Annotated in this window: 21 protein-coding genes; 4 read left to right on the forward strand and 17 right to left on the reverse strand. The window is 67.6% G+C overall.

What is annotated here, in order from left to right:
- The first annotated feature begins 123 nt into the window (after window positions 1-123).
- The 4 genes from AC5P57_RS01335 (at window position 124) to AC5P57_RS01350 (ending at window position 3,265) form a co-directional block, all read left to right on the forward strand.
- Window positions 124-450 (forward strand): ComEA family DNA-binding protein, encoded by a 327-nt coding sequence (locus AC5P57_RS01335; RefSeq protein ID WP_239503787.1) that lies wholly within the window; start codon window positions 124-126, stop codon window positions 448-450.
- A gap of 352 nt (window positions 451-802) precedes the next feature.
- Entirely contained in the window at window positions 803-1,882 is a 1,080-nt protein-coding gene (locus AC5P57_RS01340; RefSeq protein WP_262236064.1) for a L,D-transpeptidase, read from the forward strand.
- 17 nt (window positions 1,883-1,899) lie between these two features.
- Window positions 1,900-2,625: a murein L,D-transpeptidase catalytic domain family protein gene (locus AC5P57_RS01345; RefSeq protein WP_262236065.1), complete on the forward strand. Its 726-nt coding sequence runs from the start codon at window positions 1,900-1,902 to the stop codon at window positions 2,623-2,625.
- A gap of 34 nt (window positions 2,626-2,659) precedes the next feature.
- On the forward strand, window positions 2,660-3,265 hold the full coding sequence (locus tag AC5P57_RS01350; RefSeq protein WP_099553083.1) for a HutD/Ves family protein: 606 nt from the start codon (window positions 2,660-2,662) through the stop codon (window positions 3,263-3,265).
- An 84-nt stretch (window positions 3,266-3,349) separates the two neighbouring features.
- Here AC5P57_RS01350 and AC5P57_RS01355 read toward each other — a convergent pair whose 3' ends face one another.
- The 17 genes from AC5P57_RS01355 to sufB all read right to left on the reverse strand — a co-directional run bounded on the left by AC5P57_RS01355 (window position 3,350) and on the right by sufB (window position 21,251).
- Window positions 3,350-4,954, reverse strand: a complete 1,605-nt coding sequence (locus AC5P57_RS01355) for a sulfite reductase subunit alpha (protein ID WP_262236066.1) — start codon at window positions 4,952-4,954, stop codon at window positions 3,350-3,352.
- A complete protein-coding gene (locus AC5P57_RS01360; RefSeq protein WP_495219418.1) occupies window positions 4,951-5,922 on the reverse strand; it encodes an FAD:protein FMN transferase in 972 nt (323 codons plus the stop codon). Before AC5P57_RS01360 ends, AC5P57_RS01355 begins: the two co-directional genes overlap by 4 nt.
- Before the next feature lie 55 nt (window positions 5,923-5,977).
- Window positions 5,978-6,781, reverse strand: coding sequence for a DUF4198 domain-containing protein (locus AC5P57_RS01365; protein ID WP_099553081.1), 804 nt, complete (start codon window positions 6,779-6,781; stop codon window positions 5,978-5,980).
- Between the two features lie 75 nt (window positions 6,782-6,856).
- Entirely contained in the window at window positions 6,857-7,375 is a 519-nt protein-coding gene (locus AC5P57_RS01370; protein WP_099553080.1) for a DUF2271 domain-containing protein, read from the reverse strand.
- A 26-nt stretch (window positions 7,376-7,401) separates the two neighbouring features.
- Window positions 7,402-8,040: a PepSY-associated TM helix domain-containing protein gene (locus AC5P57_RS01375; RefSeq protein WP_142807435.1), complete on the reverse strand. Its 639-nt coding sequence runs from the start codon at window positions 8,038-8,040 to the stop codon at window positions 7,402-7,404.
- A 219-nt stretch (window positions 8,041-8,259) separates the two neighbouring features.
- The gene (locus AC5P57_RS01380; protein WP_262236069.1) at window positions 8,260-10,680 is read right to left on the reverse strand and encodes a TonB-dependent receptor domain-containing protein; all 2,421 of its coding nucleotides are present in this window, start codon (window positions 10,678-10,680) and stop codon (window positions 8,260-8,262) included.
- Window positions 10,681-10,825: 145 nt separating this feature from the next.
- Window positions 10,826-11,227: a hypothetical protein gene (locus tag AC5P57_RS01385; RefSeq protein ID WP_099553077.1), complete on the reverse strand. Its 402-nt coding sequence runs from the start codon at window positions 11,225-11,227 to the stop codon at window positions 10,826-10,828.
- Between the two features lie 164 nt (window positions 11,228-11,391).
- Window positions 11,392-12,069 (reverse strand): Fe2+-dependent dioxygenase, encoded by a 678-nt coding sequence (locus tag AC5P57_RS01390; protein WP_262236070.1) that lies wholly within the window; start codon window positions 12,067-12,069, stop codon window positions 11,392-11,394.
- Window positions 12,070-12,118: 49 nt separating this feature from the next.
- Complete coding sequence (locus tag AC5P57_RS01395) at window positions 12,119-14,443, reverse strand: catecholate siderophore receptor Fiu (RefSeq protein ID WP_262236072.1); 2,325 nt, start codon at window positions 14,441-14,443, stop codon at window positions 12,119-12,121.
- Between the two features lie 111 nt (window positions 14,444-14,554).
- Window positions 14,555-14,947: a hypothetical protein gene (locus AC5P57_RS01400; RefSeq protein WP_262236073.1), complete on the reverse strand. Its 393-nt coding sequence runs from the start codon at window positions 14,945-14,947 to the stop codon at window positions 14,555-14,557.
- Between the two features lie 175 nt (window positions 14,948-15,122).
- On the reverse strand, window positions 15,123-15,455 hold the full coding sequence (locus AC5P57_RS01405; protein WP_012479365.1) for a non-heme iron oxygenase ferredoxin subunit: 333 nt from the start codon (window positions 15,453-15,455) through the stop codon (window positions 15,123-15,125).
- The gene (locus tag AC5P57_RS01410; protein WP_099553072.1) at window positions 15,452-15,991 is read right to left on the reverse strand and encodes a GNAT family N-acetyltransferase; all 540 of its coding nucleotides are present in this window, start codon (window positions 15,989-15,991) and stop codon (window positions 15,452-15,454) included. Before AC5P57_RS01410 ends, AC5P57_RS01405 begins: the two co-directional genes overlap by 4 nt.
- 101 nt (window positions 15,992-16,092) lie before the next feature.
- Window positions 16,093-17,349 (reverse strand): cysteine desulfurase, encoded by a 1,257-nt coding sequence (locus tag AC5P57_RS01415; protein ID WP_262236074.1) that lies wholly within the window; start codon window positions 17,347-17,349, stop codon window positions 16,093-16,095.
- A complete protein-coding gene (gene sufD, locus AC5P57_RS01420) occupies window positions 17,346-18,608 on the reverse strand; it encodes a Fe-S cluster assembly protein SufD (RefSeq protein ID WP_099553070.1) in 1,263 nt (420 codons plus the stop codon). Before sufD ends, AC5P57_RS01415 begins: the two co-directional genes overlap by 4 nt.
- On the reverse strand, window positions 18,608-19,372 hold the full coding sequence (gene sufC, locus AC5P57_RS01425; protein WP_099553069.1) for a Fe-S cluster assembly ATPase SufC: 765 nt from the start codon (window positions 19,370-19,372) through the stop codon (window positions 18,608-18,610). Before sufC ends, sufD begins: the two co-directional genes overlap by 1 nt.
- A gap of 2 nt (window positions 19,373-19,374) precedes the next feature.
- Window positions 19,375-19,779 carry a hypothetical protein gene (locus AC5P57_RS01430; RefSeq protein WP_106549260.1) on the reverse strand — a complete coding sequence of 135 codons (405 nt, stop codon included), beginning with the start codon at window positions 19,777-19,779 and terminating at the stop codon, window positions 19,375-19,377.
- Complete coding sequence (gene sufB, locus AC5P57_RS01435; RefSeq protein ID WP_010483551.1) at window positions 19,776-21,251, reverse strand: Fe-S cluster assembly protein SufB; 1,476 nt, start codon at window positions 21,249-21,251, stop codon at window positions 19,776-19,778. Before sufB ends, AC5P57_RS01430 begins: the two co-directional genes overlap by 4 nt.
- Window positions 21,252-21,262 lie beyond the last annotated feature (11 nt).

Consider the following 21,262-nt stretch of genomic DNA (forward strand, 5'->3'; position numbering starts at 1 on the left):
GGGTATTTGGCTGGCTTACGGAAATCCGGGAAACCGATAGGCTGTGCACATGTGGTGACGGACACTGTTCCTACCGACGGGATTGCCGGTCGGGACGGCCAGAATCACAAGGAGATACACGTCGTGCCTTGGTTTGTCGTGTTGAGGGTGCTGGTACTGGTAATGGGGATCGCTGGGGCGCATGCCGCCGAACCGATCGACATCAACCGCGCTGATGCCCAAGCGCTGCAGCAGGGATTGACGATGGTCGGAGCCGCCAAGGCCGAGGCAATTGTCGAGCACCGGCGCAGACACGGCCCGTTTCATCGCGTCGAGGACCTGACGCAGGTGAAGGGAATAGGGAATGCAATCGTCGAACGGAATCGACAGCGGATCACCGTAGGCAACAGGCTGTTGCCGGCGGATCCGGTACCCGGATCGGTACCGGTGCGAACCGTACCCAGGCGCTGACAGCAGGAATCGTCGGAACTGGCAGGAGGCTGGTTCACCGGACACGGGCAGGACGCCTGTGACCACCGACCGCCGCAGGATGCGGCACCAATCACCAGGATGGTGGCATCACAGACCTGTGGAAGGGGCTGAGATACAAACAGGACAGACGCGGCCGCGTGCAGGACGCAACGCTACCCCCACAGCGCAGGATGCGAGGGGGCGGCAGCAGGCCGACAGGGACGTAACGATTGCCCGGTACGACACATGGCTGTGTCGCCGGGCAGTTTCATTTGCGGCGCCCGGTTTTGCCGCGGCCACCACGGGTCGATGGTGTACGGTGGCTGCTCCGCACGGAAAGGACACCCGCTGGATGTTTCCGCATCGCCCCACGACCCTGATGCTCGCCCTTGCACTGGCCCTGCCGCTGCTGGCCCATGCCGCTGCGCCGACACCGGTTGCCAAGCCCGCCGCTGCCGCCAGCACGGCCGACGTGCGCGGGCCGACCGACCTCAAGCCGGGCGAATACCTGTGGCATCCGGAAATCTCGCCGAGCGGCCCGATCGTGCTGGTGGTCAGCCTCGATGAGCAGCGCGCCTACGTGTACCGCAACGGCATTGCCATCGGCCTGACCACGATCAGCTCGGGCAAGGCCGGGCACGAAACACCGACTGGTGTGTTCACCATCCTGCAAAAGGACAAGGACCACAAGTCCAACCTCTACAACAGCGCGCCGATGCCCTACATGCAGCGGCTGACCTGGGACGGCATCGCCCTGCATGGCGGCAGCCTGCCCGGGCATCCGGCCTCGCACGGCTGCGTGCGCCTGCCGCAGGCCTTCGCGCAGAAGCTGTTCAGTGAAACCCAGCGCGGCGATACCGTGGTCGTGGCCGATGCCAAGAGCTCGCCGATGACCCTGGCCTATCCGTCGGTGCTGGCGCCGGTCAACGCGCGCGGGCAGGCGCTGCCGGAAACCGAGGGTGTGGCCACCCAGGGCTGGTGGAATGACAGCGCGGCGCCGGCCGGGCAGGTCGGCATCCTGGTCAGCCTGCACGACCAGCGCCTGTACGTGCTGCGCGATGGCGTGATGATCGGCGAGTCGCCGTTGAAGGCCGATGCACTGCCGGCCTTCCAGGGCACGACCCTGTTCGTGATGGGGCAGGGCTACAGCGACACCCCCAGCCCGCTGGACGTGAACCAGCGCCTGCACCAGTGGACGGCCTACCCGTTGCTGGGCCAGGACCGTGCCCAGGCCACGCCGGACCTGCTGGCCACGCCCTCGCTGCCGATGGCGCTGCCGACCGATTTCGCCCGTCAGCTGTACCAGGTGCTGGTGCCGGGCACCACCCTGCTGGTGACCTCGCTGCCGGCGGTCCGCCCAAGCCCGGCTGAATCCGGAATGCAGCCGGTCTTGGAATCCGAGCCGCCAGGGTCCACCCTCAAGGGCAACTGAGTCCCCTCGTTGTGCCCATGACTGCATCCCGCCTGTGCCGGCTGGCCGCGTTCGGCCTGCTGGCGACCTCGGCCAGCGCCCCGGCGCTGGCACAGACGCCCGCCCTCGCCACCTCTGCCGATGATCTGGCTGCCCTGCTGTCGCGCAGCGCACCCAAGGCCGACCGCCACGTGCTGCAACTGGCGGCGCATGCCATGCGCTGCGCACTGCAGCGGCCGGAGCTGGGCATCAATGGTGATCGCCTCAGCGTGATCGACTATTCGCGGCCGTCCACCGAGCCGCGCCTGTGGGTGTTCGACCTGGCCCACCAGCGCCTGCTGTTCGAGGAATGGGTGGCGCATGGCCGCAACAGTGGCGAGAACCGCACCGAGCACTTCTCCAACCGCGATGGCAGCTTCATGTCCAGTATTGGTGCGTTCACCGCGCAGGAGACCTACATGGGGGGCAATGGATATTCGCTGCGCCTGGCCGGGCTGGAACCGGGCTTCAACGACCGCGCGCGTGACCGAGCAATCGTCATCCACGGCGCGCCGTACGTGAATCCGGCCACCGCACAGCTGCAGGGGCGGCTGGGGCGCAGCCTGGGCTGTCCGGCGGTGCGGCTGTCGGTAGCCAAGCCGCTGATCGATGCGTTGCGTGGTGGCACGATGGTGTTTGCTTACTACCCCGACCAGGATTGGCTGAAGCACTCGCAGCTGCTGGCCGGTGGGTGCGGTGGCCAGGGCACGCTCGCCACGCGGTGATGCACGACGGCGCGCGGCATGATGCAATGCGCTGATGAACATTGACTCCCTGCTGCACACTCCGAGCCAGGTGATCTCCAGCCTGGACTACCGCCGCGAACGGTGGCGCAACGGCCTGGGCTGGACCCGCGAGATCCTGCGCCTGCCCGTGCAGGGCGATGACTGGGCGCTGCGCCTGTCGGTGGCCGAGATCGAGCAGGACGCGGCGTTCTCCGCCTTCCCTGGTGTGGAGCGCGAGCTGGTGCTGCTGCAGGGCAATGGCGTGCGCCTGCGCTTCGACGATGACCGCGTGGCCGACGTGTTGCCACCGCATGGACGGGTGCGCTTTGCGGGTGAGGAAACACTGCACGGTGAACTGGTGGACGGCATCACCCACGACTTCAACCTGATGTGGAAGCGCGAGCTGCTGCAGGCCGAACTGCTGCACCGGCCATTGGTGGGGTCGATGTTCTTCTTCTGCGAACCGGGTGTGGCCTGGGCGCTGCACCTGTTGGCCGGGCACGCCGAATTTGGTGAGGACAGTGGACTGCCGGCCATGCAGGCCGGCGATACCGCGTGGTTGGCAGCCGGTGAACGTCAGCGGCACGCGTTGCAGGGCGGTGGCGAGCTGTTGGCGATCCGGGTCAGTGCGGCGGGGTGATGATTCGTTGGCGCCGGCAGGCACGGCCAGCCGAGCATGGCTCGGCTCTACAGTAGATCCACGCCATGCGTGGATGCGGCCACCTCAATACACATCGCGCCGGTAACGACCGGCCAACAGCAACGCTTCCTTGCCGTCCGCTCCCAGCACCTGCTCGATCACCGCATCCACCGCCGGGGCCATGCCCTGCAGGCTGCCGCAGACCAGGATCGCCGCGCCTTCATCCACCCACTGCCGCAGCGTTGCCGCTTCGGCCAGCAGCCGGTCCTGCACGTAACGGTGCGCGCCGCCATCACGGCTGAACACTGCATCCAACCGCGCCAGCGAGCCGTCGGCCAGCATCGCCTGCAGTTCTTCACCGAAGTGGAAGTCGTGCGCGGCGGTGCGCTCACCGAACAGCAGCCAGGTACGGCGTGCGCCACGCTGGGCACGTTCGTGCAGGTGCGCGCGCAGGCCGGCGATGCCGGTGCCGTTGCCGATCAACAGCAGCGGCACGTGGGCGGCGACGCCATGGAAGTTGTCGTTGCGACGCAGCCGCAGCTGCACCGGCTCGCCGATGACCGCGTGGTCGCACAGCCAGCCGCTGCCGATGCCGGGTGTACCGTCCGCGCGCAGCTGGCGACGCAGCAGCAGTTCCACCGCGCCACCGGCCATCACCGAGGCGATCGAGTATTCGCGATGCGGCAGCGGCTGCAGGGTCGCCAGCAATGCGGGCAGATCACCCGGGGGAACCAATGAGGGCAGGTGCGAGCGCGCGACGCGTGCCAGCAACGTCTGCCCGTCATCCAGCACGATGTCCGCATCGAAGCGTTGTGCGTCCAGCCAGGCACGTACGGTGTGCGATGCATGCTGCGGGCCGATCTCGGCGATGTCGCCGGCCTGCCACTGCGCATCTGCATCGGCCGGTGGCTGCAGGCGTATCCAGTACACCGGGCCGCCGGGGCTGCCCGGGTTCAGATGCGTGCGCTGCAGCAGCGTCCACGGCTGGTACTCGGCCGGACTCCAGTCGGGCAGTTCGCTGGCGTTACCGCCGAGTTGTCCCAGCAACTGCTGCCAGTGACGCAGCGCGGCCGGATCGGCGTTGTCGACGTCGATCGCATCGAACAGAGGGTGCGCGCCGTGCTGGCGCAGCCATTGGTCGAGCTGGTGGCCGAATCCGCAGAAGTGGCCATAGCTGCGGTCGCCCAGCGCGAGCACGCCGTAGCGCAGGTGCTGCAGCGAGGGCGGCGTGGCCATCACCCCGCGCAGGAAGGGCAGGGCGTGGTCGGGCGGATCACCTTCGCCGGTGGTGCTGGCGATGAACAGCGCGCGCTGGCTGTCGGCCAGCAGCGCCGCGTCCACCTCATGCAGGCCACGCACGCGCACCGGCACGCCGGCACCACGCAATGCCTCGGCACTGCGTCCGGCCAGTTCGCGGGCAAAGCCGGTCTGGCTGGACCAGACCAGCAGGATCGGGGGCGTGTCACCGGTTGCAGTATCGTCGCGCGGTCGCCCACGCCACCACAGTGCGGCGCAGGCCAGCGCATACAGCGCGGTGGCGATGATGGCGATCTGCGATTGCCGTTCCGGCGGCGCGCCCTGCCACCAGGCTTCGCCGAGATGCAGTCGCAGCAGCGCCCAGGCGATCAGCGCCAGCAGGATCAGTACAAGCGCGTTGCCGAGCAGCGCGCGCGACGGTCGTGCACTCATGCGTCCTGCTCGTCGAGCAGGCGCTGGAGGGCGCTGCTGAGGAATTCCCGCGGGCCTTCTGCGGCGCGTTGCAGGTAGCGCGCGGCCAGTCCTTCGCGTTCGGCCAGCGCCATGCCCTGTTCGCGACCGAGTACGGTCAGTGCGGTGGCCCAGGCATCGGCGTGCATGGCGTCGTCGGCCACCACCGTGACCGCCGCTGCAACCTGCCGCACCGGTCTGCCCGAACGCGGGTCCAGGCTGTGGCTGTAGGCCTCGCCATCGGCCTGGTACTGGTGCCAGCGATCACCGGAGGTGGCCACCGCCTTGCCGTCCAGCGCCAGCACCCGCGGTGGTGTTTCGGTGTGCGCGTCTTCTTCCGGCGCCGATTCCACCAGCACGCGCCACGGCTGGCGGTTCGGCTTGCGACCATAGCCAGCCAGTTCGCCACCGACCTCGATCAGTGCAGCAGCAATGCCTTGCCCACGCAACCAGGCGGCCACGTGATCGACGCCAAAGCCCTTGGCGATCGCAGAAAGATCCAGTTCCAGTCCACCCGGTTGCAGCAGCGCATCGTCCTGCCACTGCAGGCGCTGCCAACCGCAGCGATCGCGCGTGGCCTGCAGGGTAGCGTCGTCGGGCTGGCGGCGTTCACCGGCATGTGCACCGAAGCCCCACAGTGCAACCAGCGGGCCGATGGTGGGATCGAAGGCACCGTCACTGGCGGCAGCGATGGCCAGTGCGCAGGCCAGAACGTGGCGCGTCTCGGCCGGCAGCACGCACCATTGGCCGGCGTTGGTGCGGTTGTAGCGGCTTAGATCCGAGCCGGGCTCCCACGTGCTCATCTGCGCGACCACATCATCCAGCCGCGCCTGGATGCCGGCGTGCAGCGGGTGCAGGTCGCGCTGGCGCGGCGCAACCAGCGACACGCTCCAGGTGGTGCCCATGGTGGTGCCGCCGAGGCGGGCGATGTCGAGCAGGGAATCGGTCATGGTGAGGCGTTGCGGCGGCGATGCCGGGGCCTGCCCGGCATCGCGGTCCACGTCATTACTGCGGCAGCACTTCCAGCGTGGCCACGTAGCTCAGGCGGCGCTTCGCGGCCTGCTTCACCGAGGTCTTGTTGTCCTCGGTGCCGGTTTCCAGCCAGTACATGCCGGCTTCCGGCCAGGTCACCTTGATCTCGCCCTTGGCATCGCTGGTCAGCTTCAGTTCGTCCTGCGCGTTGCGGTAGCGGGTGGCGCCACGCACGATCTCGAATTCGAGGCCGGCGGTCGGCTTGCCGTCAACCAGTACGCGGAAGGTGGCTTCCTCGCCGGCGAACAGGTCGTTCGGGTGGCCGACGGCGACCAGCTCGATGCCACGGTTGGTCGGCTTCAGCGCGGTGTCGTTCGGCGCGCCGTTGGTGACGAAGGTCTCCACGCGACCGACCGACTGGCTCACTTCCAGCTTCTTCGCATCCTTCGGCAGTTCACCAAAGGTGGCGACGCTGCCGCGCCAGCGCTTGCGCTCGCCGTTCTGTTCGTAGGTGGCGAACAGGCCGTCGTTGACCGAGGCGATGCGGTAGGTGCCCGCCTGCTTCAGTTCGATGTCGAACACGCTGCGGTACTTGCCGGTCGACGCGTTCTGCGGCTGCACGGTGCTGCCGTCCGGTGCGGTGATCACCAGCGATTCCAGGCGCAGCGGCACGTGGTTGAAGTAGAACAGGTCGTTGGAGACCGCACCGTCGACGGTGATCCACGGCGCGTTGCCGGCGATCACGGTCTGCGAGGGCAGCAGCCAGGCCTTGTGGGCCAGGGCGGAGAAGGGAAGGGCAGCGGCCAGGGCGGCGGCGAGGACGAGCGTGCGCTTCATGCGGAAGACTCCAGTGGATGCGGGGTGATGCGACAAGAGCGAGGGGATTAGGACTTAATCCCCTCCGTCCCCTTTTCAGGGTTTGACGGCGAGGGTGACCTGGCCCAGTTCGGTGGCGCCCTGCGCCTTGCCGTTCTGCGCGGCGGTGGCTGGCCAGGTGAAGGGGATCTTCAGCAGTTCGCGGCCGCCGACTTCACGCACCGCTTCCACTACCAGGGTGTAGTTGCCCGGGGCCAGCTGCTTCAGTGCCGGCTGCTTGTCGTTGAACGACAGCGCGTGCTTGCCGACCGGGCGGGTCGGACCGGTCACGCCATCCACCGGCACCTGCAGGGTGCGACCGCTCTTGCGCCACCACTGGCGCAGGTCGGGCAGCCACTTGGTGCCGTGGCCTTCGCTGTTGCTGGTCTGCTGGTACCAGACCGAGAGGTTGGCCGCGACCTTCTGGTCGGCGCCTTCCAGCCACACGGCCACATACGGGCGGTGGTATTCGGCCACGTTGAGCTTGGGCACTTCGACGTTGATGTCGAGGGTGGTGGCATAGGCTGGCGAGGTGGCCAGCAGGCCGCTGAGGGCGATGGTCAGGGTGACGCGCATGGGGCGGCTCCGGAAACGGGGAAAAGTCAGTGGATCAGCAGCAGGGCGATCAGCAGCGGGATCATCAGGCCGAGGCCGACCAGCGGCCAGGTCATGCGCCGCTGCCGTGCATGGAGGTGCAGCAGGAACAGGCCGGTGATGCAGAACACCAGGCAGGCCACGGCGAACAGGTCCAGGAACCAGCCCCACGCCGGGCCGGCATTGCGGCCCTTGTGCAGGTCGTTGAGGTAGGACACCGCGCCGCGCGAGGTTGATTCGTACTCCACCGCGCCGGTCTCGCGATCGATGCTCAACCACGCGTCGCCACCCGGTCGTGGCAGCGACAGGTAGATCTCCTCGGCCGACCACTCGGCCGGGCGGCCGCCGATGGCGATGCCCAGCTGCGTATCCAGCCATTGCCGGGCGGGGCGCGGGATCGGCGCATTGCCGTTTTCGCGCGTGCCGAGCTGGCCAAGCAGATCGGCTGGCAGTTCCAGGTGCTGGTTCTGCACCTGTGGCTTGGCCTCGATCTTCGCGGCATGGTTGAGGGTCAGGCCGGTCACCGCGAACAGCAGCATGCCGATCAGGCACACCGCCGAGCTGATCCAGTGCCACTGGTGCAGCGTCCGCAGCCAGAAGCCACGGCTTTGTTGCTGCTGCACGGCGGAAGAGGCAGGACGGCTCACGGCACGGTTCGAGGCGGACGGGGACTGCCCATTACATCATTGGTGAGAATAGCTCGCAATTGCGTGTCGTTCTGTATCCCGGAGGGGCCCTTGCTGGTTTCCGCCAGCGGCCGGCACTACCGCTACCGCGGATCGTGGATGAAGCGGTGCCGACCAAGGTCGGCACCCACCGGAGCAGGGCAATGCCGGTCAGTGGCCGGCACTGCCGGTGCGCGGCGGTCAGAACTTCGCGTTCAACGAAATCCAGTAGCTGCGGCGCTGGTCCTTGGTCGCGTAATCGTCCACGCAGTTGAACTCGCTCTGGCTGATCAGCAGGCACGACTGCGAGACGAAGTTCTTGTCGAACAGGTTGTTGACCCGCGCATTGACCGTCAGCCATGGCGTGGCCTTCCAGCTGCCACCCAGGTGGAAGATGGTGTAGTCCTCGTAGTAGCGGGTCTGGCTGGCGCCGTTGGCGTCCAGCAGCGTGTCGCGGTAGCGGTCGTAGCGGCCCTCGCCGATCAGCGACAGGCTGATGGCCTCGTTGAGCTGCCAGTTCAGGCTGGCATTGGCCATGTGCTTGGCCGGGGTGGTGCCGGTGATCGGCAGCCCCTTCTGCGGGCCGCTGGTCTGCTCGCTCCTGGTCCAGGTGTAGTTGCCGCGCAGCTGCAGGGTGTCGAGCAGGTCGACGTGGCCGGCCAGTTCGGCACCACGGGTTTCGGCCTTGTCGATGTTCACGCTCTGGGTGAAGGTGCTGTAGCCCAGCGCCGCCCAGCCCGGGCCGATGTCCACGCAGTAGCCGCTGCCGGCCGGTGCCACTTCGCAGTTCGGGAAAGTGCCGCCGCTGGCGATCTTGTCCTCGAACTTATTGATGAAGCCGGTGACGTTGAAGCCCCAGCGCTGGCCTTCGTAGTAGGCGGCCAGCTCGTAGTTGGTGCTGGTTTCCGGCTTCAGGTTCGGCGAGCCCACCAGCGGCAGCACGCCCTGGCCACCAAAGCCGGTGATGCCCGGGAACAGCTGGTCCGGACGCGGGGTCTTGTAGCCGGTGCTGACGCCACCCTTGAAGGTCCACGCATCGCTGGCATTCCACACCAGGTAGCCGCGCGGGCTGAGATGGCTGCCGAAGATGTTGTGGTCGTCGTAGCGCAGGCCGAAGGTGGCAGTCAGGGTGTCGGTCAGCGCCCAGTTGTCCTCGGCGAACAGCGCCCACATGCGATGCTTCTGCCTGGTGTTGCTGCGGTAGCCGGCGCCGTCCATGCCGAACACGCCGTCGATCATGTCGGTGTCGTTGTACTGGCCGCCGACAGTGAGCTTGTGCGCGCCGAAGTCCAGATCCAGCATCGTGTCGAGCACGTAGCCTTCCAGTTCCATGGTGCGCAGCGGACGCGGCAGGAAGGCCTGCAGGCGCGCCATTTCACTGGGGTTGAGTGCGGTCAGCGCATTGCCACGGCCGGCCGCGCAGTTGCTGGCGGCACCGGTACGACGGCACACGTCGTTCCACAACGTCTGCAGGTTGGCGCGCTCGTCAAGGGTCAGCGGCAGCGATCGGCCGAGGTTGCTGCTCTTGCTGTGGGTCAGCGAGGTCTGCCAGGTGCCGAAGCTGTAACGGCCCTGGTGGGTCAGCGACAGCTGGTCGCGCTCGTAGCGCTGGTAGGCGGTGTAGCCCACGCGCGGCTGCACCACGCGGCGGGTGACCGTGCCGTTGCCGTTCGGGTTGGGAATGACTGCGTTACCCACGCGCCACAGGCTGGCCAGGCTGTCCAGGGTGCCGGTCTGGCCTTGGCTGTTGTCGTACTTCTGCCGCGAGACGTCGTAGTCCAGCCACAGCTCGTGGTCATCGTTGACGCGGAAGTCCAGGCGCACGCCGGTATTCCAGTTGGTGTTTGCCACCGACTTGCCGCCGCCACCGAAGCCGATGCTGCGCTCCCACAGCGTGCCGTCGGGAAGGGTCAGTGCATCCCATTCCGGATTCGATGCCTTGGCATCGTAGTAGCTGCCGCGCACCGCCAGGCTGAGGCGGTCCTTCAGCAGCGGGCCGCTGAGGTACAGGTCGGTGGTGCGTGCATCGCCGAACTGGTCGTCCTGCTGCACGGTGAAGCCCTGGGTGAGCGCGCCATGCCAGCTGTCCTGGTTGCGACGGGTGATGATGTTGATCACGCCGCCCATCGCGTCCGAGCCGTACAGCGTTGACATCGGGCCGCGCACCACTTCGATGCGCTCGATCGCATCCAGCGGCGGCAGGTAGGCGAACTGGCCGCCGCCGAAGTTGTTCGGGTACAGCTGGCCGACATTGCTCTGGCGGCGGCCGTCGATCAGCACCAGGGTGTATTCGGAGGGCAGGCCGCGCATGGAGATGGTGGCGCGGCCGTTCTTGTCGGTGGCCTCCAGGCCGACGTCGATGCCTTCCACGTCGCGCAGCGCATCGACCAGGTTGGTGTAGGGGCGCTTGCTCAGTTCCTCGCGGCTGACCACGCTGATGCTGGCCGGTGCATCGACCACCTTCTGTTCGAAGCCGGAGGCGGTGACCACCACCTTGTCCAGCGTCTGCGGGGCGCCGGCGACCTCTCCATGCGCGAAAGCAGGGGCCGCCATCGCCGCCAGCACGGCGCTGGTCAGCAGGGGGCGGGACAGGGACGAACGGACACGATGGCGCTGGGCCATGGCAGTTACCTCGAAAGATGCAGGGAGGTGCGATGCCGGGCGCGAAGGGCGCGGCATGCGTGGGAAGCCCGGTCAGGGGCGGCAGGGATGAAGCAGGCAGCGGCGTGCGGGCGCGACCGCGCAGGCGGTCACGTCGGGCCGTTGATCAGGCGAGCGGCGGCGCCTGGCCGCGTTGCTGGCGACGCCCGGGCGCGTCGGCCCAGGGCGTGTCCGGAGCGGCCAGTGGCCAGTCCGTGCGCACGCCAGGCATGGCCGGCGTGGCGGGTACGAGTTCAAGTTCGGTACGCAGCCACTGGCTGGCCAGCAGCAGCGGCGAACGGGCCTTCTCGGCCGCTTTCACCGGGGTGGAGGCACAGCGGCGCAGCTTGGCCGGGGCTTCTTCCTGCAATGGGCCTTCGCCGCCGCGTTCTTCCAGCGGTACCTGCACGGTCGCCGCTGTCGCCGGATGCGGCAGCAGCGGCAGGGTGCCCAGCAGCAACGCCAGCATCGCCACCCACGCCAGCAGGCTGGCCAGCGCAGGACGCTGGCCGCGCATGGCGGCACCCATCTTGCGATGGATCAGTGGGCGAGGGCGGAGCGGACGCAGCAAGCGGGGGTCCCCATGGGGCTGCCGGCAGCGGCCGGCATCAACGGGGCGTGATTGTAATGAGAGCCGTTAGCCGTTGCAAATGAGAATGATTGCCAAAATGTCGCAGGCCGGCCCGGCAAGGCTCAGACTTCGCTCCAGCGCCGCAGCAGGTTGTGGTACACACCGGTCAGCTGCAGCACCGCTTCGGCGTCGCCGCCGGTCTGCCGCAGGCGCTCGATCGAGCCGTCCATCTCCCACAGCAGGCGGCGCTGCACATCGTCGCGGATCATGCTCTGCACCCAGAAGAACGAGGCCACACGCGCGCCGCAGGTGACCGGATTGACCTTGTGCAGGCTGCTGGACGGATACACGACCAGGTCGCCGGCCGGCAGCTTCACTTCGTGTTCGCCGTAGGTGTCGCTGATGATCAGCTCGCCGCCCTCGTACTCGTCCGGATCGGACAGGAACAGGGTGCAGGAGATGTCCGAGCGCAGCTGCTCGCCGTTGGCCAGGTTCATCACCGCGCCGTCGACATGGAAACCGTAGGTGCCGCCACCGCTGTAGCGGTTGAAGCGTGGCGGCAGGATCTTCAGGGGCAGCGCTGCAGCGAAGAACAGGGGGCTGCGGCTCAGTGCGGCCAGCACGTCCCGGCCCAGTTCCGCTTTCAGGGGCAAGGCGTCCGGCAGCTGCTGGTTGTGTTTGACCATCGCTCCCTGCGCACCGACGGTCTCGCGACCGTCGGTCCAGTCTGCAGCGTCGAGCCGCCTGCGTGCCTGCGCCACGTCCTGGGGTGAAAGCACGTCGGGAATGTGCAGCAGCATGGCGGTTCCTTTTGGGGCGCGGGGGAGCGTGGCTCCCCCGCGCAATGCATCAGAAGCGGATGTCCGCGCTGAGCAGGAAGGTGCGCGGGGCACCCGGGGTGTAACGGTAGCCGCTCTTGTTGATGCTGGCCACGTACTGCTTGTCGAACAGGTTGTAGCCATTCAAGCGCAGCGAGATGGTCTCGTTGATCGCCCAGGACACGACAGCGTCGTACACCACGTAGGATTTGGTGAACGACGGGGTGCCCACCGCGCCGTCGGTGCCGCGGTGCATGCCAGCGGCGTAGCGCACGCCGCCGCCCACGGTGATGCCGTAGGGCAGGATGTAGCTGGTCCAGCCGGTGAACGTATCGTCCGGGGTGTAGGTCAGGTTGGTGGTGCCATCGGCGGCCACCTTGGCGCCTTCCTTCACTTCTGTATTCAGGTGGCTGTAACCGGCGCTGACCGACCAGTTGTCGGTCAGGCGGCCGACCGCGGAGAGTTCCACACCCTTGACCCGCTTGCTGCCGGTCTGGGTCGGGTTGCCGGCATCGTCCAGCACGGTGGTGTTGATTTCGTTGTCGACGTCGGTCTGGAACAGCGCCAGGTTCACCGCCAGTGCGTCATCCATGAAGCCCCACTTGGTGCCCACTTCGAAGGTCTTGGCCTTCTGCGGGTCCAGCTTGGGGTTGTCGGCGCTGCTGGCCGAGCTGCTCAACTGGAAGTTGGCGCCGCCCGGCGGCTGCTGGGAAATGGCGTAGTTGGCGTACAGGCTGACCGTGTCGCCCACCTTGTACAGCGCGCCCAGCTTCCAGTTCAGCAGGGTGTCGCTGGCTTCCAGGGTGGGGTTGCGCAGCACGGTGCCGGTGGGGTTGTTGCCGCACACCGGGCCGCCACGACCGCCACACACCGACGCGCTGGCGTACTCGGTCTTGTAGTGGTCGGCGCGCACGCCGGCAGTCAGCAGGAAGCTTTCACCGAAGGACAGGGTGTCGAACAGGTAGGCCGAGGAGGTGGTGGTCTTGCCGTGCGCGTCGGCGCCGTTGTGCGCCCAGCTCAGGCCACTGACGTTCCAGTCCGGGTCGTACAGGTTGGCGGCGGGCCAGCTGGTACCGGCGGTGGCGGCCTGGCCGTAGCTGTCCAGTTCCTCGTGGGTGAACTCCAGGCCCGCGCTCAGGGCGTGGCCGACCGCGCCGGTGGCGAAGTCCGCGCGCAGGTTCAGCTGGTCGGTGAGGATCGTGTTGCGCTGGTCCTTGAAGGTCGGCAGGCTGCGCGCGATGGCGTAGCTGGAGAGGTCGGCCGGGTTGGCATAGGTGATGTTGCCGGTCGGGCGGCCGCCCGCGCCGCGTACGCCGGTGCCCATGAAGGCGGTGAGCAGGTAGTCCTGCTCGGTGCGGCCCCAGCGCGCGGTGTTGGTCAGGCGCACGCTGTCGTTGAAGTCGTGCTCGAAGCGGAACGTGGCCATCTTCGCGGTCACGTCATCGTGGTCGGCGCGGGTGCCGTAGAAGTTTTCCGGATCGACCGGGTGCCCGGCCAGCGCTTCCAGTGTCGGCTGCGGCGTCCAGCCCGGCAGGCCCAGGGTGGGCACGCCACCATCGGGCACGTTGTCCTGCTTCACGTACAGCAGGTTGAGGTAATAGCGGGTGGCGGTGCCCAGGCCGAACACCAACGAAGGTGCGATGCCCCAGCGCTTGTTCTGCACATGGTCGCGGCCGGGCTGGTCGCTGTCCTGCCACATGCCGTTGATGCGCAGCGCACTGGTGGCGCCCAGCGACTGGTTCCAGTCGGCGGTGGCGCGGCGCTGCTGGTCGCTGCCCAGCGAAATGCTGGCCGACGTCGCGTCCTGCAGGTTGGCCTGCTTGCTGACCAGGTTGATCGCACCGGTCGGCGCCGAGCGCCCGTTGTCGGTGCCGGCTGGCCCCTTGGTCACTTCCACCTGTTCGATGTTGAACACATCGCGCGAGATCGAGCCCAGGTCGCGCACACCGTCCACGTACAGGCTGTTGGAGGTGTCGAAGCCACGCATGAACAGCGCGTCACCGGTGGTGGTGTTGCCGTTCTCGCCGGCATAGAAGGTGCCCACGCCGGGGCTGTTGCGCAGTGCCTCGGTCAGCGTGGTGGCGCCCTGCTGGTTGAACAGGTCGCTGGTGATCACCTGGATGGTCTGCGGGGTGTCCTGCAGGCGTTGGGTGAACTTCGGCGAGGCGACCTTGTCGGCCTTGTAGCCGCGGGTGGCGTGCACGTCGATCTTGTCCAGGGTGCGTGCGTTGTCGGCGGCTTCGGCGTGGGCCAGCGCGGGCAGGGTGGCCAGGCCGAGGCCGGCGGCAAGACTGGCGGTGGCCAGCGGCAGGGTACGAAGCGGCGAAGCGTGCTTGCGGCTCTTGATCGGGTTCATGGGCGTCTGCAGAAGGGGAACAGGGAAGGGCGGCCGGCGCGGGCCGCGCGGCAGCAGTACGTAGAACGATGGGGGACGTGCGGATGCGGCTGCGCTTGGCGCAGCGGAACGTCAGGCCAGCAGCGCGGGCGGAGCCTGGGAAGGGGGCTGGCGTCGGCCCGGCATGTGCACCGGAGGGGCCGGTGTCACCGGGGCCGGAGCATCTGCAGGTGCATTGTCAGGGTGCTGCAGGCAGAGTCGCCGCAGCACGGGCGGCTTTTCGCCGCGGCTGCCATCGGGTTCGGATTCAGCGCGGTGCATCGCCTGTTCGTGCGGCAGCACGTATGGCGGGGAAGCAGGCGCGGCACCCAGGGCATACACCGTGGGCGCGTCGCTGGTTGTCGTGCCGCGCCCCTCGTGCAGCGCCGACCAGCCCAGCAGCAGCGTCAGCAGCACGGCCACAAGCAGCGGCCACCCCTGGCGGGCAAGCTGGCACAGCGTGGCGGTGGGCGTGGGCGAAGCCATGGCGCAGGGGCGAAGTCGTTACGAAGATGTTACGTAGAATAACATCAACGATAATGATTCGCATGTACGGGGTGTGGTGGGCTGCCGGGGATCCCCTGAGGCGCCCTGGGAAGGCCCTCAAGGCGTTTCTGTGGATCCACCCCATGGGTGTGGGCGCCCTCGCCGGGGCGCGGCCTCAATCCCGGTCGTCGCGCGTCCAGACCGCGTCGTGCTCCCGCTTTACCGGGAACTTGGGCACCGGGGTATAGGCCGGGGCGCACAGGGCGCGGCCATCGCGCACGTCGAAGCGCGCGCCGTGCAGCACGCACTCCACGCTGCCTTCGGTGGTGTTGAACTCGCCCGAGGACAGCTCGAATTCTTCATGCGTGCACTGATCTTCCAGTGCGTACAGCTCGCCGTCGAGGTTGAACACCACGATCGGCGTGCCGGTCACTTCGTCGAACACGCTCTTCATTTCGCCCGGCAGCAGCTCGTTGCCGGCACAGACAAAGGTCCAGGCCTCGCTCACGCGGCGGCTCCGGCCAGCGGCTTTTCCAGGATCTCGAAGCGCAGGTCGTCGCGCTTGGGGATGCCGAAGCGTTCGTCGCCATACGGGAACGGCTTCTTGATGCCGGTACGGCTGTAGCCGCGACGCTCGTAGAAGGCGATCAGTTCGTCGCGCACGTCGATGACGGTCATCTGCATCACCGGCACGTTCCATTCGCGCGCGGCGTGCGCTTCGGCGGCATCCATCAGCTGCTTGCCGACGCCACCGCCCTGCTGGGCCGGGTCGACCGAGAACATGCCGAAGTAGCCCTTGCCGTCGACATCGGCGACGTGGGCGCAGGCCACCAGTTGGCCCTCGCGTTCGGCCAGCAGGATGGTGGAGCGCGGGCGGTCGAGGTCGCCCTGGATGCCTTCGGCGTCGATGCGGGCACCGTCCAGCAGGTCGGCTTCGGTGGTCCAGCCGACGCGGCTGGCGTCGCCGCGGTAGGCCGAGGTGACCAGGGTGATCAGGGCGGGGATGTCGGCCGACGTGGCGGCGCGGTAGGTCAGGGTGCTCATCGGCCCATTCTAGGTGGGCCGTGGGCGGGCGCAAATGGGGGAGCGGCGTGGGGTCAGAGCCCTTTCGCTGGGCGAAAGGGCTCTGACCCCGTCTGCAGGGCTCAGCCCAGCAGCTTGCGTACCTTGGTCAGCGCGGTCATGAAGCGCTCGATCTCGGTGTGGGTGTTGTAGAACGCCAGCGAGGCACGGCAGGTGGCCGCCACACCGAAGTACTGCAGCAGCGGGTGCGCGCAGTGCTGGCCCGATCGCACGGCCACGCCTTCCAGGTCGAGCAGGGTGGCCAGATCGTGGGCATGCGCGCCATCGATCAGGAACGAGACCACGGCGGCCTTCTCCGGCGCTTCGCCGATGATGCGCAGGCCGTCAACGCGGCGCAGCTCTTCGGTGAAGTGCGCCAGCAGTTCGGCCTCGCGTGCTTCCACGTTCTCCTGGCCAAGCTGCTGCAGGTAGTCGGCAGCCACGCCCAGGCCGATGAAGCCGGCGATGTTCGGGGTGCCGGCTTCGAACTTGTGCGGGGCATCATTGAATACGGTGCCGTCGAAGCTGACTTCCTTGATCATCTCGCCGCCACCGAGGAACGGCGGCATCGCATCAAGGTGCTCGCGGCGCGCCCACAATGCGCCGGTGCCGGTCGGGCCACACATCTTGTGGCCGGTGATGGCGTAGAAGTCGCAGCCGATCGCGGCCACGTCGACCTTGCGGTGCGGCACTGCCTGCGAGCCGTCGACCACGGTGATGATGCCGCGCTTGCGCGCTTCACGGCAGATTTCGCGCACCGGGTTGACAGTGCCCAGCACGTTGGACACGTGGGTGACCGCCAGCAGCTTGACCTCGGGGGTCATGGCAGCACGCAGTGCATCCAGGTCCAGCGCCCCATCTGGAGTGATCTCGGCCACGCGGATGGTGGCGCCGGTACGCTGGGCGACCAGCTGCCACGGCACGATGTTGGCATGGTGTTCCATGCGGGACACCAGGATGACATCGCCGGCCTTCAGCCGCGGCAGCGCCCACGAGTACGCCACCAGGTTGATGGCGAAGGTGGTGCCGCTGCACAGCACCAGGTCGCTGGGGCGCACGTTGAGGAAGCGCGCCAGCTTGTTGCGTGCGCCTTCGTAGGCATCGGTGGCTTCGCTGCCCAGTGCATGCACCGCGCGGCTGACGTTGGCGTTGTAGCGGCGGTAGAACTCGTCCACCGCGCCGATCACCTGCACCGGCTTCTGGCCGGTGTTGGCATTGTCGAAATAGACCAGCGGCTTGCCGTGCACTTCGCGCATCAGCAGCGGGAAGTCGAGGCGGACGCGGTCCCAGTCGGGGGCACCGCTGGGGGTTTCGATCGGGCGCGGGGTGGACAGGTTCATGCCACGCCCGCCTCGGCCAGGGCCTTGTCCAAACGGCGTGCCAGCTGCTCGCGCAGGGCGTCCGGCAGGACCTTCAGCGGCTCGTGGCAGAACGCGGCGCTCAGCAGTGCCTGCGCCTGTGCCTGCGGCAGGCCGCGCGAGCGCAGGTAGAACAGCGCATTGGCATCGAGCTGGCCGACGGTCGCACCGTGCGCGGCCTTCACTTCATCGGCGTCGATCACCAGCGTCGGCTGGGTGTCGATCTCGGCATCGGCCGACAGCAGCAGGTTCTTGTTGGACAGGTTCGCGTCGGTGCCGTCGGCGCCTTCGCGGATCTGGATGCCACCATGGAACACCACGCGGCTGCGGTTGGCGGCAACGCCACGCCACAGCAGCTCGCAACTCGTATCGCGTGCGATGTGGTCGATGCCCAGGCGGGTTTCGACGTGGCGGCGGCCATTGCCAAGCAGCACGCCGTTGGCGGTCAGCTGGGCGTTGTCGCCTTCCAGGCGCACGTTCAGTTCATGGCGGCTGAGCGCGGCGCCCAGTTCCAGGTCGACGCGGTGGTACTGCGCGTCACGTGCCAGCACCGCGTCGGTGCGCAGGAAGCTGGTCTGGCGCGCGCTGCCGGTCTGCACGCGGGCGTGCTTGAGCACGGCATCGCGGGCGACATGGGCGTGCAGCACGGTGTTGTCCAGGTGGGCCGAATCGCCGACGCTGAAGCGGTGCTCGACCACGCCCAGGCTGGCGCCGGCACGCAGTTCGATCAGGTGGCGGTGGTGCCAGGCCAGGTCGGTCTCGCCGGCGACGCTGGCGAACACCAGCTGCAGCGGCGCTTCGACCTGCACGCCTTCGTCCACGCGCAGCACCACGCCTTCATCGGCTAGTGCGGCGTTGAGGCGGGCGAAGATCTCCTCGCTGCGCTCGTAACGGCGGCCAAGGAAACGCACGGCGTCTTCGCCGGATGCCAGTGCGGCCGACAGCGGCTGCAGCTGCACGCCGGCCGGCAGGGCCTGCACGTCGCTCAGCGCGGGATCCAGGCGGCCGTTGACGAACACCAGGCGCGGTGCCGGGATGTCCTCCAGCAGCGCGGCATCCAGGGCAGGGCCCTGCAGTGGTGCAGCCGCGAACGCACGGCGCTCCAGCTGGCGCAGCGAGGTGTACTTCCAGGCTTCGTTGCGGGCGGCAGGCAGGCCGTCACGCAGGGCCGCGTCGAGCACCTCGCGGCGCGCATCGCTGCCGCAGAAGGCCTGGGCCATGGAGTCGAGCAGGGCGCTCATCAGACCGCCGCCTCGCGCACCACGCGATCCTTCAGGAAGTCGTAGCCGTGCGCTTCCAGTTCCAGGGCCAGTTCCGGGCCGCCACTCTTGACGATGCGGCCATCGGCCAGCACGTGCACCACGTCCGGCTTGATGTAGTCGAGCAGGCGCTGGTAGTGGGTAATGACCAGGAACGAGCGGTCGGCGCCGCGCAGCGCGTTGACGCCGTCGGCGACGCTCTTCAGCGCATCGATGTCCAGGCCCGAGTCGGTTTCGTCCAGGATCGCCAGCTTCGGCTCCAGCACGGCCAGCTGGAAGATCTCGTTGCGCTTCTTCTCGCCACCGGAGAAGCCCTCGTTGACGCCACGGTGCAGCAGTTCGTCCTTCAGGTGCAGCACGGCCAGCTTCTGGCGCACCAGCTTCAGGAACTGCATGGAATCGAGTTCTTCTTCACCGCGGGCCTTGCGCTGTGCATTCAGCGCGGCGCGCAGGAAGTAGGTGTTGTTCACGCCCGGGATTTCCACCGGGTACTGGAACGCCAGGAACAGGCCGGCGGCGGCGCGCGCTTCCGGGTCCTGGTCGAGCAGGTCGACGCCGTCGAACTGCACGCTGCCTTCGGTCACTTCGTAGCCGTCGCGGCCGGCCAGGACATTGCCCAGGGTGGACTTGCCGGCGCCGTTGGGGCCCATGATGGCGTGCACCTGGCCGGGCTTAACATCCAGCGACAGGCCCTTGAGGATTTCCTTGTCGCCGATGCGGGCGTGGAGGTTTTCGATCTTCAGCATGGTCATGACTTGGTTGATTTCGGGGCTGCGGGGTCGATGCGGACGATCTGCACCGTGCCGTTGCCGGGCTGCCCAGGTTGAGCGGGGAGGGCGGAGAAGACCACGAGGATCTCTTCACCGGGTTCTTGCAGGCAGGAGACCGGGAGGGAGGCCTGTCGGATGGATTCGGCAGCGGCGCGATCCAGCTCACGGTTGCGCGAACTCAGGAGCGGCCGGATCGCGTCGAAGCTGCCGTCCTGCCGCGTCGTCAGCAGCATGGAAAATTCTTTCGGCGTGGAGATGACCGTGCCGGCGGGCAATTTGACCGGGGTCGCACCCGCCAGGTCTTCGGGGGTGCAGGCCGCGTTTGCCACCGCCCAGGGCGAAAGGCCCAGCAGCAACAGTGCGGGCAAAGACGTACGCATCATCCGACGCTTCCCTCCAGCGAGACTTCCAGCAGCTTCTTGGCTTCCACCGCGAACTCCATCGGCAGTTCGCGGAACACCTGCTTGCAGAAGCCGTCGACGATCATCGACACCGCGTCTTCCTGGCTGATGCCACGGGCGCGGCAGTAGAACAGCTGGTCGTCGGAGATCTTGGAGGTGGTGGCCTCGTGCTCGACGGTGGCGCCGGGGTTCTTCACCTCGATGTAGGGGAAGGTATGGGCACCGCACTGCTTGCCGATCAGCAGCGAATCGCACTGGGTATAGTTGCGCGCGCCATCGGCGTTGCGGTCCACACGCACCAGGCCGCGGTAGGTGTTCTGGCCGCGGCCGGCGCTGATGCCCTTGCTGACGATCTTGCTCTTGGTGCGCTTGCCGATGTGGATCATCTTGGTGCCGGTGTCGGCCTGCTGGCGGTGATGGGTCAGCGCCACGGAGTGGAACTCACCGACCGAGTCGTCGCCCAGCAGCACGCAGGACGGGTACTTCCAGGTGATCGCCGAGCCGGTCTCGACCTGGGTCCAGGTGACCTTGCTGCGCGCGCCACGGCATTCGGCACGCTTGGTGACGAAGTTGTAGATGCCGCCGACGCCGTTCTCGTCGCCCGGGTACCAGTTCTGCACGGTGGAGTACTTGATCTCCGCGTCTTCCAGCGCCACCAGCTCGACCACTGCGGCGTGCAGCTGGTTCTCGTCGCGCATCGGCGCGGTGCAGCCTTCCAGGTAGGACACGTAGGCCTTGTCCTCGCACACGATCAGGGTGCGCTCGAACTGGCCGGTGTGGCCGGCGTTGATGCGGAAGTAAGTGCTCAGCTCCATCGGGCAGCGCACGCCCTTGGGAATGAACACGAAACTGCCATCGGAGAACACCGCCGAGTTGAGCGCGGCGAAGTAGTTGTCGCCCACCGGCACCACGGTGCCCAGATACTGGCGGACCAGCTCCGGGTGTTCCTTGATGGCCTCGGACATCGAGCAGAAGATGATGCCCTTCTCGGCCAGTTCCTTGCGGAAGGTGGTACCGACGGACACCGAGTCGAACACCGCGTCCACCGCCACGCCGGCCAGCTTGGCGCGCTCGTGCAGCGGCACGCCCAGCTTGTCGTAGGTGTCCAGCAGCTCCTTGGGCACGTCATCCAGCGAGGCGTACTTCGGGCCCTTCGGCGCGGAGTAGTAGCTGAGCGCCTGCAGGTCGATCGGGGCGATCTCCAGCTTGGCCCAGTCCGGCATCGGCATGGTCAGGAAGTGGCGGTAGGCGTCCAGGCGCCACTGCGTCATCCACTCCGGCTCTTCCTTCTTGGCCGACAGGGCACGGATGGTGTCCTCGTCCAGGCCCGGCGGCAGGGAGTCCGATTCGATCTCGGTGATGAAGCCGGCCGAATACTTGCGGCCGAGCTGCTCGTGGATCTCGCGGTTGGGGGTGTCGTCGTGGGCGACGTTTTCGATGGTTTCGGTGGCCATGGGGGGCTGCC

The sequence above is a fragment of the Stenotrophomonas sp. YJH_SMC_79 genome (genome assembly GCF_059367995.1).

Bases quoted from the DNA above. Each gene is read 5' to 3' on its own strand.
- AC5P57_RS01340 (WP_262236064.1), top strand. From the start codon at position 803: ATGTTTCCGCATCGCCCCACGACCCTGATGCTCGCCCTTGCACTGGCC.
- AC5P57_RS01345 (WP_262236065.1), top strand. From the start codon at position 1,900: ATGACTGCATCCCGCCTGTGCCGGCTGGCCGCGTTCGGCCTGCTGGCG.
- AC5P57_RS01350 (WP_099553083.1), top strand. From the start codon at position 2,660: ATGAACATTGACTCCCTGCTGCACACTCCGAGCCAGGTGATCTCCAGC.
- AC5P57_RS01355 (WP_262236066.1), bottom strand. From the start codon at position 4,954: ATGAGTGCACGACCGTCGCGCGCGCTGCTCGGCAACGCGCTTGTACTG.
- AC5P57_RS01360 (WP_495219418.1), bottom strand. From the start codon at position 5,922: ATGACCGATTCCCTGCTCGACATCGCCCGCCTCGGCGGCACCACCATG.
- AC5P57_RS01365 (WP_099553081.1), bottom strand. From the start codon at position 6,781: ATGAAGCGCACGCTCGTCCTCGCCGCCGCCCTGGCCGCTGCCCTTCCC.
- AC5P57_RS01370 (WP_099553080.1), bottom strand. From the start codon at position 7,375: ATGCGCGTCACCCTGACCATCGCCCTCAGCGGCCTGCTGGCCACCTCG.
- AC5P57_RS01380 (WP_262236069.1), bottom strand. From the start codon at position 10,680: ATGGCCCAGCGCCATCGTGTCCGTTCGTCCCTGTCCCGCCCCCTGCTG.
- AC5P57_RS01385 (WP_099553077.1), bottom strand. From the start codon at position 11,227: ATGGGTGCCGCCATGCGCGGCCAGCGTCCTGCGCTGGCCAGCCTGCTG.
- AC5P57_RS01390 (WP_262236070.1), bottom strand. From the start codon at position 12,069: ATGCTGCTGCACATTCCCGACGTGCTTTCACCCCAGGACGTGGCGCAG.
- AC5P57_RS01395 (WP_262236072.1), bottom strand. From the start codon at position 14,443: ATGAACCCGATCAAGAGCCGCAAGCACGCTTCGCCGCTTCGTACCCTG.
- AC5P57_RS01400 (WP_262236073.1), bottom strand. From the start codon at position 14,947: ATGGCTTCGCCCACGCCCACCGCCACGCTGTGCCAGCTTGCCCGCCAG.
- AC5P57_RS01410 (WP_099553072.1), bottom strand. From the start codon at position 15,991: ATGAGCACCCTGACCTACCGCGCCGCCACGTCGGCCGACATCCCCGCC.
- AC5P57_RS01415 (WP_262236074.1), bottom strand. From the start codon at position 17,349: ATGAACCTGTCCACCCCGCGCCCGATCGAAACCCCCAGCGGTGCCCCC.
- sufD (WP_099553070.1), bottom strand. From the start codon at position 18,608: ATGAGCGCCCTGCTCGACTCCATGGCCCAGGCCTTCTGCGGCAGCGAT.
- sufC (WP_099553069.1), bottom strand. From the start codon at position 19,372: ATGCTGAAGATCGAAAACCTCCACGCCCGCATCGGCGACAAGGAAATC.
- AC5P57_RS01430 (WP_106549260.1), bottom strand. From the start codon at position 19,779: ATGATGCGTACGTCTTTGCCCGCACTGTTGCTGCTGGGCCTTTCGCCC.
- sufB (WP_010483551.1), bottom strand. From the start codon at position 21,251: ATGGCCACCGAAACCATCGAAAACGTCGCCCACGACGACACCCCCAAC.